The sequence below is a fragment of the Flavobacterium agri genome, assembly GCF_013401995.1.
Lineage (GTDB): Bacteria > Bacteroidota > Bacteroidia > Flavobacteriales > Flavobacteriaceae > Flavobacterium > Flavobacterium agri.
The window spans coordinates 15,319-31,806 of record NZ_JACBJI010000005.1 but is presented as its reverse complement, the minus strand read 5'-3'; the positions used below and the strand labels follow the sequence as shown (position 1 = coordinate 31,806).

The 16,488-nt window shown below is 46.4% G+C and carries 12 protein-coding genes; 5 read left to right on the top strand and 7 right to left on the bottom strand.

Annotated elements, in window-relative coordinates; translation table 11 throughout:
- Window positions 1-127: 127 nt before the first annotated feature.
- On the bottom strand, window positions 128-2,734 hold the full coding sequence (gene mutS / locus HZF10_RS12155) for a DNA mismatch repair protein MutS (protein WP_176006493.1): 2,607 nt from the start codon (window positions 2,732-2,734) through the stop codon (window positions 128-130).
- Between the two features lie 156 nt (window positions 2,735-2,890).
- Here mutS and HZF10_RS12150 point away from each other — a divergent pair, with 156 nt between their 5' ends.
- On the top strand, window positions 2,891-3,340 hold the full coding sequence (locus tag HZF10_RS12150) for a DUF1573 domain-containing protein (RefSeq protein WP_176006492.1): 450 nt from the start codon (window positions 2,891-2,893) through the stop codon (window positions 3,338-3,340).
- 256 nt (window positions 3,341-3,596) lie between these two features.
- Window positions 3,597-4,133 carry an RNA methyltransferase gene (locus HZF10_RS12145; protein WP_176006491.1) on the top strand — a complete coding sequence of 179 codons (537 nt, stop codon included), beginning with the start codon at window positions 3,597-3,599 and terminating at the stop codon, window positions 4,131-4,133.
- Between the two features lie 5 nt (window positions 4,134-4,138).
- On the opposite strand, the gene folK is transcribed toward HZF10_RS12145, so the two are convergent.
- A complete protein-coding gene (gene folK / locus HZF10_RS12140) occupies window positions 4,139-5,275 on the bottom strand; it encodes a 2-amino-4-hydroxy-6-hydroxymethyldihydropteridine diphosphokinase (RefSeq protein ID WP_176006490.1) in 1,137 nt (378 codons plus the stop codon).
- Window positions 5,276-5,410: 135 nt separating this feature from the next.
- Between folK and sppA the strand changes: the two genes are divergently transcribed.
- Window positions 5,411-7,168 (top strand): signal peptide peptidase SppA, encoded by a 1,758-nt coding sequence (sppA, locus tag HZF10_RS12135; protein ID WP_176006489.1) that lies wholly within the window; start codon window positions 5,411-5,413, stop codon window positions 7,166-7,168.
- Between the two features lie 109 nt (window positions 7,169-7,277).
- Window positions 7,278-9,899, top strand: a complete 2,622-nt coding sequence (locus HZF10_RS12130; RefSeq protein WP_176006488.1) for an AsmA-like C-terminal region-containing protein — start codon at window positions 7,278-7,280, stop codon at window positions 9,897-9,899.
- A 158-nt stretch (window positions 9,900-10,057) separates the two neighbouring features.
- On the opposite strand, the gene HZF10_RS12125 is transcribed toward HZF10_RS12130, so the two are convergent.
- A complete protein-coding gene (locus tag HZF10_RS12125) occupies window positions 10,058-10,852 on the bottom strand; it encodes a DUF2797 domain-containing protein (RefSeq protein WP_176006487.1) in 795 nt (264 codons plus the stop codon).
- 36 nt (window positions 10,853-10,888) lie between these two features.
- Between HZF10_RS12125 and HZF10_RS12120 the strand changes: the two genes are divergently transcribed.
- Window positions 10,889-12,415 (top strand): GH3 auxin-responsive promoter family protein, encoded by a 1,527-nt coding sequence (locus HZF10_RS12120; RefSeq protein WP_176006486.1) that lies wholly within the window; start codon window positions 10,889-10,891, stop codon window positions 12,413-12,415.
- A 186-nt stretch (window positions 12,416-12,601) separates the two neighbouring features.
- Here the strand turns inward: HZF10_RS12120 and clpX are convergent, their stop codons facing one another.
- From clpX to HZF10_RS12100, 4 genes are all read right to left on the bottom strand, one after another.
- Window positions 12,602-13,834, bottom strand: a complete 1,233-nt coding sequence (gene clpX / locus HZF10_RS12115) for an ATP-dependent Clp protease ATP-binding subunit ClpX (protein ID WP_176006485.1) — start codon at window positions 13,832-13,834, stop codon at window positions 12,602-12,604.
- A gap of 68 nt (window positions 13,835-13,902) precedes the next feature.
- Window positions 13,903-14,574, bottom strand: a complete 672-nt coding sequence (gene clpP / locus HZF10_RS12110; RefSeq protein ID WP_176006484.1) for an ATP-dependent Clp endopeptidase proteolytic subunit ClpP — start codon at window positions 14,572-14,574, stop codon at window positions 13,903-13,905.
- A 90-nt stretch (window positions 14,575-14,664) separates the two neighbouring features.
- On the bottom strand, window positions 14,665-15,990 hold the full coding sequence (gene tig / locus HZF10_RS12105) for a trigger factor (RefSeq protein WP_176006483.1): 1,326 nt from the start codon (window positions 15,988-15,990) through the stop codon (window positions 14,665-14,667).
- Between the two features lie 72 nt (window positions 15,991-16,062).
- The gene (locus HZF10_RS12100) at window positions 16,063-16,407 is read right to left on the bottom strand and encodes a phage holin family protein (protein WP_176006482.1); all 345 of its coding nucleotides are present in this window, start codon (window positions 16,405-16,407) and stop codon (window positions 16,063-16,065) included.
- Window positions 16,408-16,488 lie beyond the last annotated feature (81 nt).

Sequence of the window (16,488 nt, the reverse complement as noted above, 5' to 3'; positions counted from 1 at the left end):
TTTCAAAGCGCTACATTGCTGTATTGCGGAGGCAAATTTAAGACAATAAACCAAAAACGCAAGTCTTTTTCGAGAAAAAATTACCGATATTTTCTAATCGGTTGATATCGGCAATATTAAGCCTTAATTATTTTTTGACGAGCATGCGTTTGATCTCATTGAGCTTCATCAAAGCCTCTACCGGCGTGAGATTGTCGATGTTCGTACTCAGGATTTCTTCTTTGATTTCTTCGAGAAGCGGATCGTCGAGGTTGAAAAAACTCAACTGCAATTCCTCTTCCTTTACGACATTTCCGTTCAACGCCTCGCTCGAATGATCCTTTTCGAGCTTCTTAAGCAGTTTTTGCGCCTTATTGATTACCATTTGCGGCATTCCGGCCATTTTCGCTACGTGGATCCCGAAACTGTGCGCGCTTCCGCCTTCGACGAGCTTCCTGATGAAAAGCACGTTGTCTTTCAATTCCTTTACCGAAACGTTGAAATTCTTGATGCGCGGCAAAATATCGGTCATTTCGTTGAGCTCGTGATAATGCGTCGCGAACAATGTCTTCGGGCGTCCCGGATGTTCGTGCAGATATTCCGCAATCGCCCAAGCGATCGAAATCCCGTCATAAGTACTTGTCCCGCGACCGATTTCGTCAAGCAACACCAAACTTCTGTCCGACAAATTGTTCAGGATAGACGCGGTTTCGTTCATCTCGACCATAAACGTCGATTCGCCCATAGAAATGTTATCCGAAGCGCCGACACGCGTAAAAATCTTGTCGACGATTCCCATTCGCACGCTTTGTGCCGGAACGAAACTTCCCATCTGCGCAAGCAAAACGATCAAAGCGGTCTGACGCAAAATCGCCGATTTACCCGACATGTTCGGCCCGGTAATCATGATAATCTGCTGTTTTTCGTGGTCGAGATAAACGTCGTTCGCGATGTATGGCGTTCCGACGGGCAATTGTTTTTCGATGACCGGATGGCGTCCGTCCTTGATTTCGAGTTCGAACGAATCGTCGATTAGAGGCTGCACGTATTTGTTTTCGATGGCGAGTTGCGCGAACGAACAAAGGCAGTCGAGTTGCGCGACCAAGTTCGCGTTCATCTGCACGGGCTTGATGTAACCCGCGATCCACGACACCAATTGCTCGAAAAGTTCCGATTCGAGTTTTTGGATCTTTTCTTCGGCACCCAAAATCTTCGACTCGTATTCCTTGAGTTCTTCGGTGATGTAACGCTCGGCGTTTACAAGCGTTTGCTTGCGGATCCATTCGGCGGGAACTTTGTCTTTATGCGTATTTCTGACTTCAATATAATATCCGAAAACATTATTGAAAGATATCTTAAGTGAGGAAATTCCCGTACGCTCCGATTCTTCTTTCTCGATGCGCTCCAAAAATTCCTTTCCCGAAGTCGAGATCGCACGCAATTCGTCAAGTTCCGCATTGATGCCTTTGGCGATCGCGTTTCCTTTTGCAATCGCAACCGGCGCTTCGGGATTGAGCATTTGGGCAATTTTCTCACGCAAAACGTCGCAACTGTCAAGGTTTTCACCCATTTGCTTTACAGAAGAATTGTCGCTTTGCGAAGCCAGTTTCTTGATCGGGACGATCGCGTTCAACGAATCTTTCAAATACACGACTTCTCTCGGAGACACTTTTCCCGTCGCGATTTTCGAAATCAGGCGCTCCAGATCGCTCATTTGCTTGATCTGGAATTGGATTTTCTCGAGCACGTCTTTTTTCGATTTCAGATAACCGACGATTTCATGACGGTTGCGGATCCTGTCTGCGTCTTTCAACGGAAGTGCGAGCCAGCGTTTGAGCAAACGTCCGCCCATTGGCGAAAGCGTGCGGTCGATCACATCGAGAAGCGTGACCGCATTCGGATTGTAGCTGTGATACAACTCGAGGTTGCGGATCGTGAATCGGTCCATCCAAACATAAGCGTCTTCGGCAATGCGTTGGATCGATGTGATGTGCTGTAATTTATTGTGTTGGGTTTCCGACAGGTAATACAGGATTGCGCCCGAAGCGATGATTCCGTCGGGCAACTCATCGATTCCGAAACCTTTTAAAGAGGTCGTCTTGAAATGATTGTTGAGCGATTCGAACGCATAATCCGATTTATACACCCAATCCTCGAGGTAAAACGTATGGAAACGGTCGCCGAAAAGCGCCTGAAAATCCTGTTTGTACGCCTTCGGAACCAAAATCTCGGACGGGCTAAAATTCTGCAAAAGCTTATCGACGTATTCCGAATTGCCTTGGGACGTCAAAAATTCGCCCGTAGAAACGTCCAAAAATGACACGCCCAAAAGCTTTTTCCCGAAATGCACCGACGCCAAAAAGTTGTTCGATTTGGATTGCAGAACCTCGTCGTTCATCGAAACGCCTGGAGTCACCAACTCGGTAACGCCACGTTTTACGATGGTTTTGGTCATTTTCGGATCTTCGAGCTGATCGCAAACGGCCACACGCAATCCGGCTTTGACGAGTTTTGGCAAATAGGTGTTCAACGAATGGTGCGGAAATCCGGCGAGTGCGGTTTCGGTTTCGGAACCCGCACCCCTTTTGGTAAGTACGATTCCGAGGATTCTCGACGCGCGGATCGCATCTTCACCAAACGTCTCGTAAAAGTCGCCAACGCGGAACAAAAGACAAGCATCGGGATATTTCCGCTTGATTTCATTATACTGTTTCATCAAAGGGGTTTCCTTCGCTTCTTTCTGTTTGGCTGCCAAAATTGAGGGGATTTAGTCGATAAATTCGAAGGGCGAATTTACTTATTTTTGACCCGATTTCCCGACCTCAAAAAAATTAAATTAATTTTAAGACTATAATTCAGACACGTTTTCATTTTTTCAATAGATTTGTCGGTCACTTTTAATTAAAAACACATGAAAAAATACCTTTTGTTAGCGATGCTAACTATCGGCGGGCTTACAGTTTCACAGGCCCAAGCGAAAAAAACGACGGCTAAGAAAGCTACTCCGGCCGCTGCTGCAACTCCAAAAGTTGAAGGCGCTGGAATGGTTTTCGAAAACGAGACCATCGATTACGGAACAATCAACAAAAACGCAGACGGTAAGCGCGAGTTCGTTTTCGTGAACAACGGAAACAAACCGACTATCATCACAAACGCAACAGGTTCTTGCGGATGCACGGTTCCAACAAAACCGACTGAACCGATCCAACCAGGCGCAAAAGGAGTTATCGGCGTGAAATACGCTACAGATCGCGTAGGTCAGTTCACTAAAACCGTGACGGTTACTTCTAACGCTTCTGAAACTCCAAAAGTATTGACCATCAAAGGAAATGTACTTCCTGAAGAAGCTCCGAAAGGCTAATCAATCTTACTTATAATTTGAAAAGGCTTCCTTTGAACGGGGAGCTTTTTTATTTAGAAGATGATAGACGGATAGATAATAGACATTCCGGTCTAAATGACAATTTAGTCTCCAATCATCTTCGACTCTATTATCACTCGAAAAACAACTTTTATTAGATTGAAAACCGATATTTGCCCTCTCAAATAGGTCTATCATCTATTATCTATTCGTCTATCATCTATTCGTCTATTATCTATCATCTATCATCTCAAAAATGCGAAAACTCGCCAACAGTGAACTCGACAGACTTTCGGTCGATGATTTTAAAGCCGCCGCGAAAACACCTTTGATTTTGGTGCTCGACGACATCCGCAGTTTGCACAACATCGGATCGGTTTTCCGGACGGCCGACGCTTTTCTCGTTGAAAAAATCGTGCTTTGCGGTATTACGGCAACACCTCCGAACAAGGAAATCCACAAAACAGCTTTAGGTGCAACCGAAACTGTAGCTTGGGAACACGAAAAAGATGTCGTATCGGCCATAGAAAATCTAAAAAACAGCGGTACGAAGGTTTACGCATTGGAACAAGTCGAAAATTCGATTTCACTAGAGGATTTTTCGCCCGAAAAAGGGACGACCTACGCGTTGGTTTTCGGAAACGAGGTTTTCGGCGTCAACCAAAAAGCGGTCGAGGCTTGCGATGGTGTAATCGAAATTCCGCAATTGGGGACGAAGCACTCGCTCAATATTTCGGTTTCGGCAGGAATCGTGGTTTGGGATATTTTCTGTAAGCTCAGAGCGACAACTTAACGGTTTTAACTCGGGATTTTCGACCTGATTTCGTCAAGGATAAAAACGTAATCTTCCTGATTCTTTACGAAATCCCTATCCGAAACATCGATGACCAAAACGTTGAGATCGGTTTGCGACTTGATGTAATCGAGATAGCCGCGATTGATGCTGTCGAGATATTCCGACGGGATTTCCTGCTCATAACTGCGTCCGCGCTTGCGGATATTTTCGAGCAGGCGATCGGTATTCTGATACAAATACACATACAGATCGGGCTTGGGCATTTCTTTATAAATGATTTCAAAAAGCTTGCGATACAGACGGTATTCGTCGTCGGCAAGCGTGACTTTTGCAAAAATCAACGATTTGAAAATGTGATAATCCGCTATGATGAAATCGCGGAACAGGTCGAATTGCGCCAAATCATCTGAAATCTGCTGATAACGGTCGGCCAAAAACGACATTTCGAGCGGAAACGCGAACCGGCTTTGGTCTTCGTAAAATTTCGGCAAAAACGGATTGTCCGCAAAACGCTCCAAAACGGTTTTCGCATTGAAATCGGATGCAATCTTACACGTCAAAGTCGTTTTCCCGGCTCCGATATTACCTTCGATAGCAATGTATCGAAACGTGTCCAAAGCGATTTTTTTCAAAGGCGATTCGAGCTCTCCGACCACTTTGCAAACGCTTTTGTCTTCGGATAATTTGAGCAGTTCGTGCAGATATTTCTGAAACACCGGATGGCGCCAGTCGAGTTGCAGATCGCGCATCGGAAGCAGCACGAACAAACGGTCCTGCATCAACGGATGCGGCACCTGGAGTTTGTCGGAAGTGATGATGTCTTCATTAAAAGTGATTACGTCGATGTCTATCGTACGAGATTGGTAACCGCCACCGGAATTCCGCACGCGCCCCAATGCATTTTCGGCTTCCAAAACCAAATCGAGTACTTCATGGGCTGGCTTCGACGTTTGCATGAGCAGCGCACAATTGTAAAACGGCTCGCCTTCGAAACCCCAGGCCGGCGTCTCGTAAAGTTTAGATACGTTCATGACCGTGCCGATATGCCGATGTATATGTTCGATGGCCGCCTTGACAAGCTCCAAACGGTTTCCCTGATTGCTGCCGATGGCCAAAACTACCTGATGTTGCTCACTCATATTGGCCACAAATTAACTAAAACAATTTTATAATAAACTTATCTTTGGGCACGCTGTTGATAATTTTAACCGATAAGGGAGCGTGCATTTTTGTAACTAAATTCCGCTTCTTTTCACTAACAGAAAAAACACGATATGAAATTCTTCGGTAACGTTTTGGCCACGGTTGTCGGCCTGTTCCTTTTCTTCATGATTTCCTTTTTTATGCTGATCCTTTTCAGTGCGCTTTTCGGAGGCGATCCCGATGCGGTAAACGTCCAGGACAATTCCGTACTGGTTTTCGACATGGAAAACGTGAGCAACGATTATGGCGGAAAGTACAGCGATCCGCTCGTGACGATGTTTTCGGAAGGTAAAAGCATTGGCGTTTCCGATATTTTGAACGCGATTTCCGAAGCTAAAAACGACGACAAGATCAAAGGGATTTCGATCCTGAACGACAATTCGCTTACCGGAATCGCCCAAACCAAAGCATTGCGCGATGCGTTGCTCGATTTCAAGAAGTCGGGAAAATTCGTCGTCGCATATTCGAACGCTTATTCCCAAAAAGAATATTACCTGAATTCGGTTGCCGATGAAATCTACTTGAATCCGGGTGGCGAAGTCGACTTCAAAGGCTTGTCTACCGAAGTGATGTTCTTCAAGGATTTCCAGGAAAAATCGGGCATTACGATGGAAGTCATCCGCCACGGCAAATACAAAAGCGCCGTCGAACCTTTCCTCGATAACAAAATGAGCGAAGCCAACCGCGAACAATTGACCGCGTTGCTCAACTCGATCTGGAATTCGATTGCGACCGAGGTTTCCCAAAGCCGTAAAATCCCGATCGAAAAACTCAACGAACTCGCCAATACGCTTGGCGCACGCACGCCCGAAATGGCAAAAGCCAACAAACTCATCGACAAGATCACGTATGAGGACGAATACCACAACGACATCCGCAAACGCCTCAAAGTCGACCAAGACGAAAAATACAACAAGGTCGAATTGCTCGATTACGCGAGAAACGTGGCCACGACACCTTCGAATTTCGCCTCAGACAAAATTGCGATCGTGTATGCCCAAGGCGAAATTTTAAGTGGTGAAGGCGATGTCGGCTATATTGGCGAAGGGTCGATCCGCCGTTCGCTTCAGGAAGCGCGCAAAGACGAAAACGTGAAAGCCGTCGTGCTTCGAGTCGACAGTCCCGGCGGAAGCGCATTGACTTCAGATTTGATCTGGCGCGAAATCGAACTCACGAAAAAGAAAAAACCGGTCGTGGTTTCAATGGGTAATTACGCGGCTTCGGGCGGTTATTACATCTCGTGCAACGCGAACAAGATTTTTGCCGAAAGCGGCACGATCACCGGATCCATCGGCGTTTTCGGGACTTTGCCGAACGTCACGAAACTTTCAAATAAGATCGGGATCAATTCGGTTCAGGTCAAAACGCATGCGAACGCTTCGGGTTACAGCCCTTTCGTGCCGCTCGACGACAATTTCAGGAACCAGATCCAAGGCGAGATCGAACGCATCTACACGACATTCACGACCAAAGTGGCCCAAGGCCGAAAAATGACTGTCGCCCAAGTCGATTCGATTGCGCAAGGCCGCGTTTGGACGGGCGCCGAAGCGATAAAAATCGGGCTTGTCGACAAAATCGGAGGCATGGACGATGCGATCAAAGAAGCCGCGAAACTGGCCAAGACCACCGATTACAGAACACAGGACTTCCCGGAATACGATAAAAAATTCGCCGATTTGCTCGCGGGTTTCCCATTCGCCCAATCGAAAGACGAAATACTCAAGGAAGAACTCGGAGCCGAGAATTTCGAAATCCTGCAGCAAGCTAAACGCATGACGCAACGAAAAGGCGTTCAGGCACTGCTTCCGGTTAAAATCGACATCCATTAAATTACTCTTAAAAATACGCCGACTAGTCGGAAAACGTTAAAAAATCAGCTAAGTTTACTCCCGATGCCCGACGTATCGGGAGTTTTTTATTACCCCAAACACATTTGCCATGGTAAAGAAAATCCTCAAATGGACCGGAATCACGCTTTTGGTTCTCCTCATCGTCCTATTCGCAGCGCCGTTTTTGTTCAAGGACAAAATCAAGGAAATGCTCGTGGAAACCATCAACAAGAACGTAGACGCGACCGTCGCTTTCGAAGATGTCGATTTGAGCCTTTTCAAGAGTTTTCCGCGCGCGAACGTGACCGTCGACAAACTCAGCATCATCAACAAAGCGCCGTTTGCGGGCGATACGCTTGTATATTTGGGCGAACTCAACCTCAAGATGTCGGTCAAGGAATTGTTCAAGGACGCCAAGGAAGGCATGAACATCGAATCGATTTCTACCAAAAACGGCGTCGTCAATATCCTTTTCAACAAAGACGGATTGGGCAATTTCGACATCGCGATCAAAAACGCAGAAGAGAAAAACAAAGGAGACAAAAGCGATCCTCTGTCGCTTAAAGTCCAGGAATACAAAATCGAGAATTACCGCTTCCAATATTTCGACGAACGCTCGAAAGTGAGACTCGTACTCGATAGCTTAAACCATACAGGAACAGGCGATTTTACAGCCAAGAAACTCGATTTGGACACGAAATCGTCGACCGTGGTTTCGCTCGACATGGACAAAGTCAACTATTTGAACAAAGTCAATTTGAATTTGGATGCGGTCCTCGGAATCGACCTCGAAAACAGCAAATATTCGTTCAAGCAGAACAAGGCGCTCATCAACAAACTGCCGCTTGAATTTGACGGATTTATCCAGCTTTTGGAAAACGGACAGCAATACGACCTGACGTTCAAGACGCCGGTTTCGGGCTTCCAGAATTTCCTCGGATTGATTCCTTCGGCTTATTCGGGAAGTCTTGCTAACGTGCAGACGACAGGTGACTTCAAGGTAGAAGGTTTTGCGAAAGGCGTTTTATCGGACACGACGGTTCCTAAATTCAACATCGCGATCGCGTCGAACAACGCCTCGTTCAAATATCCGGATTTGCCGAAATCGGTACAAAATATCGTCATCGACACCAAAATCATCAACGAGACAGGCTTGATGAACGACACGTATGTGAACCTCGACAAGCTTTCTTTCCGGATCGACCAGGACGTTTTCAATGCGAAAGCGAATATCAAAAACCTGTCGGAAAATCCTTTGGTCGATGCGAAACTCGACGGACGGATCAACCTCGGAAACCTTACCAAAGCGTATCCCGTGAAGCTCGACAAACCGCTTTCGGGTATTTTGGACGCGAACGTCGAGACGAAATTCGACATGAAATCGGTGGAAACAAGCCAATACCAAAACATGCAGAATTCGGGCAACCTGGCGCTTACCGGATTCAAATATACAGACGAGAACAATAAGGCGATCAACGTGAACAAAGCCGTCGTGCAGTTCAATCCGTCGCGCATCAATCTTCAGGAACTCGACGCCACGACGGGCAAAACCGATATGAAACTTTCGGGAACGCTCGACAATTTTTACGGATTTTTGCTCAAGAACCAAACCCTTAAGGGTAATTTCAACCTGTCTTCGAACCAATTCGCGGTTGCTGATTTCATGACCGAAACCGATCCGAAGAAAGACGCGAAAACGCCTCAACCGAAAGAAGCCGTGAAAATTCCGGCGTTTCTGGATTGTACGTTGACCGCAAAAGCGAATACGGTGTTGTACGACAACCTGACCCTCAAGAACGTGTCGGGTAAAATCATCATCAAAGACCAGACGGCGAAACTTCAGGATCTGAAAACGAATATTTTCGGCGGATTGATCGCCGTGACGGGCGACGTTTCGACCAAAGAAGCGACGCCGACCTTTAATGTCGATCTGGGCTTGAATTCGGTCGACATCCAACAGACGTTTACGCAACTCGAAATGATGAAAAGCATCGCGCCGATCGCGGGTGTGATCAACGGAAAACTGAATTCGAAAATCAACGTTTCCGGAAAGCTTGACCCGAAAGAAATGTCGCCGATCCTCAATACGATCAACGGCGATCTGAACGGACAATTGCTTTCGACGACCATCAACGAAAAAACGTCGCCATTACTGAATAAGTTGGACGAAAGCGTGAGTTTCATCGACCTGCAAAAACTCAACCTCAACGATCTCAAAGCCGCGTTGACATTCACCAACGGACGCGTGAACCTTAAACCTTTTACGCTTAAATATCAGGACATCAAAGTGGATATAGTCGGTTCTCACGGATTCGATCAAACGATGGGTTACAATTTGAAGTTCGACGTTCCTGCGAAGTATTTCGGCACCGAAGTCAACAAATTGCTCGCGAAATTGTCTCCGGGAGAACAGAACAAGATCGAGAATATTCCGGTCACAGCGAACCTTACGGGTAATTTCAAGAATCCGAAAGTGTCTACCGACATGAAACAGGCGGCTTCGAACCTGACGGCGCAAATCGTGAAAGCGCAAAAGGAACAACTCGTGAACCAGGGCGCGTCGACTGTTACGAATTGGCTAAACAAGGATAAGGACAAGCCGAAAACCGGGTCCGATACGACCAAGACTAAGACAAATACGAAGAACGACGACATCAAGAATGCGGCCCAAGGTGTGCTTGACCTTTTTGGGAAAAAGAAGAAAAAGGAAGAACCGAAGAAGACGAATTGAAGTCTCGGATCAAAACAGAAAAGCCACTTTAACAGTGGCTTTTTTATGATTTTAGGCAGGGAATCTGTAATGTGATTTTAAAAGTTTGCGGTATTTTTCCAAACCTCAAAGGTTTTGAAAACCTTTGAGGTTTATAAAGTGAATCTCCAAAAAAAAAATCAAACCGAAATATTCACCACATAACCCTCAAACGCCCTCACGTTAAAAACCGTCCCGTCGTGGAAAATCAAATATTGGCCTTTAATTCCGATGAGTTTGCCTGAATATTGCGTCGTCTTATCCAAATTCAAACCCGTGACTTTCTTCGGATGTTCCAAAACCGGATAATTCAAAACCACATGTTCATTCAAATCGGTGTTGAAATGCGGTTTCACTTCATCGGGAAGGAAATCGTAAATACGGGTTTTCTCTTCCAATAAATCAAGAGTGAGCACTTCATTTTGCAGCATTTTTCGCCAGTTGGTCTTGTCGACATAGCGCTTTTTGAGTTCGACTTCGGTGATTCCGGCGAGATAGCGATTCGGCACTTCGAGAATAGAAACCGCTTCGCACGCACCTTGGTCGATCCAACGCGTCGGTACTTGGGTTTTGCGCGTCACGCCTACTTTCACTTCGCTGGACAGAGCCAAATACACGACATGCGGCTGTAATTGCACTTTCGACTCGTACTCGAGATCGCGGTCGGCTATTCCTAAATGAGCGGTACTCAATTCGGGGCGCATGATCCAATCGCCCACTTCGGCACTCGAATAAAAACAGTCGTAACAAAAACCTTGTCTGAAGATTTTCTTGCGCTTCGAACAATTGAGGCATTGATAGCCTTTAAACGTTATCGAAACGTCTCTTCCGAGCAATTGGTTCACGTTCAGGAAACTGTCTTCGAACACTAAATAATATTGGATGGGATCGCCGATTTCGGTCGGCATTTTCGAAAGCGCGCCTTCGTATTGCATGTAAAAAGTAGTATTTTAGTCGTAAAGATAAAATAAATGCCGTTACCGATCATCAATTCGATTGCGTCCTGGGTGCTCAAACAGCGCATCCACCAGATTGAGTTGTTCCTCAAATATCCGAACGAGGTGCAAGAGGAATTGCTTATGAATTTGATTCGTGCGGCCGAACTGACTTCGGTTGGAAAACAGTATGATTTTTCATCCATAAAGTCATACCAAACGTTCAATGAACGCGTTCCGGTTTCTTCGTACGAAGACTTGCAGCCGATGATCGAACGCACGCGAACCGGCGAACAATTCGTATTCTGGAACACGCCGATCAAATGGTTCGCCAAGTCGAGCGGCACGACGAACGCCAAAAGCAAGTTCATCCCGGTCTCGAACGAAGCGTTGGAAGACTGCCACTATAAAGGTAGCAAGGATTTGTTGTGCATGTACCTCAACAACAACGAGGATTCCCAATTGTTTATCGGAAAGAGTTTACGCCTCGGCGGAAGTTCGCAGATTTACGAGAACAACAATACATTCTTTGGGGATTTGTCTGCGATCCTGATCGAGAACATGCCGATTTGGGCCGAATTCAGCTCCACACCAAGCAACAAAACGTCTTTGATGAGCGAGTGGGAAAGCAAACTCGCCGCCATCGTCTCTGAAACCAGAAACGAGAACGTGACCAGCTTTGCGGGAGTTCCGTCGTGGATGCTGGTTTTGATGAACCGCGTGCTCGAGGAAAACGGCAAGACCAACCTTATGGAACTTTGGCCGAACCTCGAAGTATACTTTCACGGAGGCGTGAGTTTCGAGCCGTACCGCGACCAATACAAGAAATTACTTCCGAAATCGGATTTTAGATACTACGAGATTTACAACGCTTCCGAAGGATTTTTCGCGATCCAGGACAGAAACGGTTCAAGCGATTTGTTGCTGATGCTTGACTACGGGATTTTCTACGAATTCATCCCGATGGACACTTTCGGCACTCCGGATCAAAAAGTCATCCGTTTGTCCGATGTGGAGCTCGACAAAAATTACGCGATCGTGATTACGACGAATTCGGGCTTGTGGCGATATATGATTGGCGACACCGTGCGATTCACTTCATTAAGCCCGTATCGCATCAGGATTACGGGACGCACGAAACATCACATCAACGTTTTTGGGGAGGAACTCATGGTCGAAAATACCGATGCGGCGCTGGCCAAAGCGTGTGAAATGACCGGATTGGAAGTCATCGATTACACCGTCGCTCCTATTTTCATGGACGGGAAGCAAAAAGGCGCACACGAATGGATGGTTGAATTCCGCAATCCGCCAGTAGACGCGAACCATTTTGCACAAGCGCTTGACGAAGCACTGCAAACGCTGAATTCCGATTACGAGGCGAAACGATACAATAATATGACGCTTAACCCGTTAATCCTCAACACTGCACGTCCGAATCTTTTTTACGATTGGTTGCGCGAACAGGGAAAACTCGGCGGACAGCATAAAATTCCTCGGTTATCCAACCAACGCGACTATCTCGAAAAGCTCAAGTCGATGCAGTTTTCGAAGACGATCTAATATTTGCAGAATGAAGAAGATGATGATGATTGCCGCCGCTAGCTTGTTTTTGGCTTCGTGCGCGAGCGGATGGAAATGCACAAGTCGTTATTGTGATGCCCAAAAACAAAGCACGGAACAAAACAAAAACGCATAAAAAATCCTGCCGATCGGCAGGATTTTTTCATTTAATATAACCTGTTATAATTAAGATGCGATCTCAAGTCGTTTGAGCAAGTTACGCGACAAGCTGTCTTGGGCGTAAGCGCGGTCGATGCGAAGGATTTTTTCGTCGGAACTTGGCAAGTCGTACATGGCATCGGTAAGGATGGCCTCGCAAAGCGAACGCAATCCACGCGCGCCGAGCTTGTATTCCAAAGCCTTGTCTACGATGAAATCGAGCGCTTCTTCGGTAATGTTGAAGTCGACGTCGTCCATCGCGAACAACTTTTGATATTGTTTGATAAGCGCGTTTTTCGGCTCAGTCAAAATCGCACGAAGCGTTTCGCGGTCAAGCGGATCCATGTGAGTCAAAACCGGAAGACGACCGATGATTTCAGGAATCAAACCGAAATCCTTGATGTCTTTCGGGATGATGTACTGCAATAGGTTGTCTTTGTCGATCTGGTCGGCGTTTTTGGATGAGCTGTATCCGACTGCCTGGCGATTCAAACGTTTTCCGATGATTCTGTCAATCCCGTCGAATGCGCCTCCTGCTATAAACAGGATGTTTTGCGTATTGACTTCGACGAATTTCTGGTCCGGGTGTTTCCTTCCTCCTTTTGGCGGAACGTTCACAACCGTTCCTTCAAGGAGTTTCAAAAGCGCCTGTTGTACGCCTTCTCCCGAAACGTCGCGCGTGATCGACGGATTATCGCTTTTGCGCGCAATCTTGTCTATCTCGTCAATAAACACGATCCCTCTTTCGGCTTTGGCTACGTCGTAATCGGCGGCTTGCAGCAAACGGGTAAGGATGCTTTCGACATCTTCGCCAACATATCCGGCTTCGGTCAAAACGGTAGCGTCTACGATGGCCAAAGGCACGTCGAGCATCTTGGCGATGGTTTTGGCAACAAGCGTTTTCCCTGTTCCGGTCTGGCCGACCATGATGATGTTGCTCTTTTCGATTTCAACTTCATCGTCGTGGCCTTTCTGCATCAATCTTTTGTAGTGATTGTAAACCGCGACGGCCATCACTTTTTTGGTTTGTTCCTGTCCGATCACATAATTGTCGAGGAACGATCGGATTTCCTTGGGCTTTTTGAGCACAAGATCCGAAGAGAGTTTGGAATGTCCGCTCGATTTGAGTTCTTCGAGGACGATCCCGTGTGCCTGCTCGATGCATTTGTCACAGATGTGTGCATTGATCCCGGCGATGAGCAGATTGGTTTCGGGCTTCTTTCTTCCGCAAAACGAGCAATCCAATACTTCTTTTGCCATTTGTTTTAGTTTTCAGTTTACGATTTACAGTCGCAGTGGTAATCAACGCAACCGCAAGCCGAAACCTGTTATCGTCTTAAAACTTCGTCAATCATTCCGTATTCTTTCGCTTCATCCGCTTTCATCCAGTAGTCGCGCTCGCTGTCTTTGTGAACGCGGTCGTACGGCTGGCCTGAATGTTGGGAGATGATTTTATAGAGCTCTTCTTTCAATTTGAGCATTTCGCGCAAGTTGATCTCCATGTCGGTTGCAACGCCTTGAGCGCCTCCCGACGGTTGGTGGATCATCACGCGTGAATGTGGCAGGGCCGAACGCTTTCCTTCGGCTCCGGCGCAAAGCAATACCGCACCCATAGAAGCGGCCATTCCTGTACAGATTGTGGCTACGTCTGGTTTGATGTATTGCATAGTGTCGTAAATCCCGAGACCAGCGTAAACGCTACCGCCTGGGGAATTGATGTAGATTTGGATGTCCTTGGACGCATCGGCGCTTTCAAGGAACAAAAGCTGGGCTTGCACGATGTTCGCGATCTGGTCGTCGATACCCGTTCCGAGGAAGATGATGCGGTCCATCATCAAACGCGAAAACACGTCAAGTTGTGAAACGTTGAGCTGTCTTTCTTCGATGATGTATGGAGTCATGTTTGTCGGAGTCATTGCCCCGACGATTTTATCGTAGTACATGGAATTAACGCCATGATGTTTTGTGGCGAATTTCCTGAATTCTTTACCGTAGTTCATAGTTGTTTGAGCGTTAAATGCTTTAGGAAAAGTAAAAGCGCCGAAAACTACACGTAATCGGCGCTCAAAGATAATACTTTTTTTACAATGTTATTCGCCGTAGCTGGCTTTAACGAACTCTTCGTAAGAAACTTCCTTAGTTTTTGCTTTCACTTTTTCTTTGAAAAGATTGAGCATTTTCTCGCTCATGACCTGCTCGCTCAAACGCTTTACTTCTTCCTGGTTCGAAAGCACGCGCATCACGATTCCGTCTACATCGGCATCGGTCGGGTTCATTTGCCCGAATTGTGCCATTTGCTTGCGGATCAATCCGTTCGTGTAATCTTTCAAATCGTCGAACGTGATTTGCAATCCGTTCGAAGTGATGATTTTGCCTTCGATCAACTGGTAACGCAATCCGTTTTCAGATTTGTTGTATTCTTCTTCGGCTTGCTCGGCAGAAAGCGGGTTCTCACCGGTTTGCTGGATCCATTTCTTCAAAAACTCAGCCGGCAAATCGAATTTTGTAGACGTAAGAAGCGATTCTGTCACATCGTTAAGGAACTTTTGGTCGGCCTGAACCGCGAATTGCTTTTCGGCATCTTCCTTGATTTTATTCTTCAACGCGGCCAAATCGGCAACATCGCCTTCACCGAAAAGCTTCTTGAACAGTTCTTCGTTCAATTCTGCAGGCTCGGTAGTGGTGATTTCCTCGATTTTGAAATCGACGTTGATGTCAAGTCCGTGTACTTCATCGTGGCCCACTTTGAGGTAATCCATCAATTTGTGGTCGTCGTCGAAAAGGCCTTTTGTAGACAAAGTGACTACATCTCCGACTTTCTTGCCGTTGAATTTCGCCGCTTCCTTCTTGTTCTTGAAAACATCTGTAGAGAACGTAGCCGGGCTGTTGATGCCTTTTTCTTCGTTGATGAACGTTCCCGTAATATCAGAACCTTCTTCTACCTTCTCGGCTTGGATCATTTTACCGTATTGCTTGCGGATGCGCAACACCTGGTCGTCCAGCAATTTGTCGTCGGCAACAATCTTATATTGCGTAAGGTTCTTCACGCTTGCCAAATCGACATCGAAAGTCGGCGCAAGGCCAAGCTCGAATTCGAATTTGAAATCTTCGTTGTCCAAATTGAAATCTTCGTTGACTTTCGGCAACGGATTACCCAATATCTCGAGTTTCTCGTCCTGAAGGTATTGGTTGAGTTTTTCCTGCAACAGTTTGTTCACTTCTTCGAGCAAAACCGCTTTTCCGTATTGCTTCTGGATAAGGCTCATCGGGACTTGCCCTTTGCGAAAGCCTGGAACATTTGCGCTCTTGCGATAATTGGAAAGTACCTTATCTACCTCCGGTTGGTAGTCTGCTTTCGACATCTCTACCGTAACAACGGCGTTCAAAGTGTCGACGTTATTTCTCGTGATATTCATGTGTATACGTGCTAAAATTGGGTGCAAAAGTAGTGTTTTATTACAATTGCAACAAGTTAAAGCAGTGGTAATTTATGCGTCGCGCTTATCGGATGAAAAGATCAGCGACTGCACGATGGAAAGGATGAGACTGAAAAGCAGCGCCGTGAAAAACGACGTGACTTCGAAACCACCCACGATCACATCGCAAAGCATGATAACCAATGCATTGATCACGAGCAGGAACAATCCGAAAGTGACGATCGTGACGGGAAGCGTGAACAATATCAGTATCGGCTTTACGAAAATATTGAGAAGACCAAGTACTACGGCCACTATCAACGCTGTGCCGAAGCCTGCAACACGAACTCCGGGAAGAAAATAGGCGAGCAACATCACCAACATTGCAGTGACGATTAATCTAAGGATTATATTCATGATTTATCTAAACATAATATGAAGCCCCGTTTTAAAATTTATCAATTAGCCGAAACGGTAACTGTGCCGCCACTATCAGCC